The organism is Rhodococcus sp. IEGM1339, from assembly GCF_050321925.1.
Lineage (GTDB): Bacteria > Actinomycetota > Actinomycetes > Mycobacteriales > Mycobacteriaceae > Rhodococcus > Rhodococcus pyridinivorans.
In genome coordinates this window covers 1-3,409 of record NZ_JBNQFT010000052.1, presented here as the reverse complement: position 1 = coordinate 3,409, position 3,409 = coordinate 1, and the positions used below count along the sequence as shown (strand labels likewise).

Sequence of the window (3,409 nt, the reverse complement as noted above, 5' to 3'; positions counted from 1 at the left end):
CGGTGTGGCCCGCTCGACCCTCTACCGCAAGATCCGCGCGCTGGGCCTGGAAAACGAAACATTCGGTTCCTGACCCCTGAAACACTCTGTCGCATAACGAGACATCCTCGCCGCTGAGTCTGCGGGGACACCCTCTTCCTCACGCCGAGCGGACGTCTTCCCACCTCTGTTCGGGACAGCAATGATGCCGTTTGTACCTCGTCGTCGTGCACGGACGATGTTGCAAAATAGGACACTCGCTGCGGCATCCGACGCCCTACCGTACTCGAGTACGTATTCCATGAGGAGTACGCGCGTCGTTTCATGACCGTATGCCCCGAGGAGTGACCATGGCCCTGTTCGCTGTTATCTGGTCGTACACCACTGACGCATCTGTCAAAGAGGCCGCCCATGCCGACCACCTGGTCTTCGTCAAGGACGCGGCTGCCAAAGGCGTGCTACAGGAAGCGGGCGCCTGGGCCGACGGAGCCGGCGCTCTGCTCGTGTTCAAGGCGGACAGCGAATACGACCTGCAGGCCCTGCTCGCCAAGGACCCCTATGTCACGCAGGGCGTTGTCGTCGACCAGACCATCTACCAGTGGAAGCCCGTCATCGGACCCCTCGTGGGAATCTGACGACGAAGCGGCATGCCTAGCTTCTGTTGGTCACAGCATGCAGCATTTTTGCAGTGGACCAGACGATGGGACGCATAGTGTGTGCATTCGACGAAGGCGCGGATCGTATTGTGGGGCCAGGAATTGCGTCACGTGACGTCCTGAGGCGCCCGTCGATACCTGGTGGAGTGAACGCGCAGACGGAGACGCAGCCGGCCGATCGAGTGCTCGCTTGATCGGGTCCAACCAAATCCACGGGTTCGAGAGACAATCAGCGCAGGGTGAGACTGTCGATTCACACAACCGACGTGTCAACGGAAACCGTTGTGACACGGCACTCTTGGAACAGATCTCTCTATCCTTGACGTGGACGCTACGCCGGAAGTCAGCCACGACTGTTCCCGCGCCCCCACACTCGGTTTCTATGCCCCCACCGCCCTTCAGAATGTCGCGCCCAGCGATCGCCGGGTCCTCGAAGCTTTCGGGATACCTGGGCGGGAGATCCAGGAGGCTCTGGCCAACGGAAACTGGACGTGTTCAGTAGATGTGCGCGGATGGTGCACGGCGAAGCCTTGGCCACCCAGCACATAGTCGAGACTCGCGCAGGAACTGTGCTCCACGCTCCGAAGCCGCTGAACGAGCATCCAGAAATGATGGGGTGGCAAAGTCACGCAGTAGTGAACAGTACTGTTACATATATTGATTGAGCAGGTATCTTCCGTCGACAGTCATGCGGTCCAGAAACAGCGAGCTACCTGTTGACGGTTCGTCTCATGAGTATCCACCGAAAGCCACGTGTCGGCCGATGGTGCGTATGCGGCATGGGCGAGGCGGCGTGCCTCCGCCACTGGGCACGGGCAGATCCCACCTGCTGCCTGCGCTCGGGCTGCCGGGACCCTGCTTCGGTGATCAAAGGCGATGATCGAAGCAGGGTTCTCCGTCCTCGATAGAACACCCCCTTCGCCGGCGAGCTGTTTGCAGTATGTCGACGTAGCGACGGATCGCCGCAGTGCGCGCTGTGGTGTTCGTAGTGGCCCATCCACGACGGGAATCGCTGACGCCGGTCAGAGTCGTCCTACCGATACCCATCGAAGTGTACGTTGCTGTCGTCGGCTCCGTATCGATGTGCTTACCCGGATCCGGCTTCATATCTCAAGTTAGAGAACGTGTTCGCGTCGATTCCAAGGAGATCGAACACAGAGTGATCCGAGCTCGCCGTCCCGTTGCCGGAGATGGCGCTGAGTCAGTAACGACATGTCGTCTGCCATGAGCATGGGGCCGGTGTGAGCTGATTTTGCCAGGGTGATGGGACCACCTGGATTGCCAGTTATGGGACCACCGGCGCGCCTTGCCGGTGATCTCGTCGTTTGCTCGTTCGATCGTCTGTGACAGCTCAAGCGAGGTCGCGGAGGTCGACGGACATGGCTTTTCGGGAGATCAGTGTGAACGAGATCAGAGAAGTACTGCGACTATGGCTCGGGACAGCCGCTCTGCCGGCGCCTGGGCTGCGCACCATCGCAGACCACGCCGGGGTGGACCGCAAGACCGTCCGACGTTACGTCGACGCCGCCCAGACTGCCGGGCTGAACAGGGACGGCACTGCAGCCGACATCGATGACGAGTTGATCGCTGCGGTCGTCGACACCGTGCGCCCCGACCGGCCTCATGGACACGGTGCGGCATGGGAACAGTTGGTTCCTCACGAGCAGCAGATCACCAGGTGGGTGGCCGGGGGCCGGTTCGGTCCGTTAGCGTCGAGGAATGTCGTCTCCCGTCCCGTCCGAGTACGCCGACACGCTCGAGAGCATCAAACGGCTCGTGCATCGAGCACGCTACGTGGCCCAGCGCCGGGTGAACACCGAACTGCTCCGGCTCTACTGGCAGATCGGTGCGACGATCATCGAGCGACAGAAGACAGCTCCCTGGGGCAGCAAAGTCCTGTCCCGGCTCTCGGAGGATCTGCGCACCGAGTTTCCCGGAGTGAAGGGATTCTCCCCGGCCAACCTCAAGTACATGCGCAGGTTCGCTGAGGCCTGGCCCGACCCGGCGGCAATCGGCCAACGACCCGTTGGCCAATTGCCGTGGGGACATGTCATCGAGTTGCTCGACAAGCTCGAGGACGTCGAGTTACGCGAGTGGTACAGCGCCAAGGACGTCGCACACGGCTGGAGTCGTCCCGTGCTGGCTCACCAGATCAAGACGAACCTGCACGCGCGGGAGGGGGCAGCCCCGTCGAACTTTCCGCGCGCTCTCGAACGCCCCGACTCCGAGCTTGCTCAGCAGATCACCAAGGATCCGTTCACGCTCGAGTTCCTCGCCATCGACGGGGTGGATACCGCTCTCGCCGACGCCCTCACCAATGGCCTCGACGGCGAGCTCTCCCAGTTCCGCATCGCGGTCGCACGCAGCGTCGTCTCGCAGGCCCTGGCCGTGGCGGTGCGCAACGTCCACCAAGTACACGGCGCGATCGGCACCACCCACGAGCACAACCTGCACCGGGTTACCCTGCCCGCGCTCCAGTGGCGCGGCGAGTTCGGGTCCCCCGCGCTCTGGGAGGACTTCCTCTCCCGCGCAGCCATTGCCGGCGGTCGTGACGGCGCGTGGCCAATGGTCGCCGAGGGTGCCCGCGTCGAGGGCGCCGCGAGCCGATACCTCGACATTGTGTCCGGTGCCTCGACATTGTGATCGCAAGATCCTTGTCGTGAAAACCGAACCTCGGTCAAGTCCAGATGCGTGGTGTAACGAGGTCGCCGCGTGATTCCTCGGGTGGTTATGCGGTCAGTGCTGGTGCAACCTCCTCGGCGGGTTCGGTGGCG

General features: G+C 62.5%; 2 protein-coding genes. Both read left to right on the top strand.

All coding sequences use genetic code 11. The features are described from left to right. Window positions 1–329 precede the first annotated feature (329 nt). Complete coding sequence (locus ACQR3U_RS23270) at window positions 330–614, top strand: YciI family protein (RefSeq protein WP_230811607.1); 285 nt, start codon at window positions 330–332, stop codon at window positions 612–614. Between the two features lie 1,740 nt (window positions 615–2,354). Continuing rightward, entirely contained in the window at window positions 2,355–3,278 is a 924-nt protein-coding gene (locus tag ACQR3U_RS23265) for a DUF1016 N-terminal domain-containing protein (protein WP_068166279.1), read from the top strand. Window positions 3,279–3,409: the final 131 nt, after the last annotated feature.

Excerpts from the sequence above, each read along its gene's own strand:
- ACQR3U_RS23265 (WP_068166279.1), top strand. The coding sequence starts at position 2,355 with ATGTCGTCTCCCGTCCCGTCCGAGTACGCCGACACGCTCGAGAGCATC.
- ACQR3U_RS23270 (WP_230811607.1), top strand. The coding sequence starts at position 330 with ATGGCCCTGTTCGCTGTTATCTGGTCGTACACCACTGACGCATCTGTC.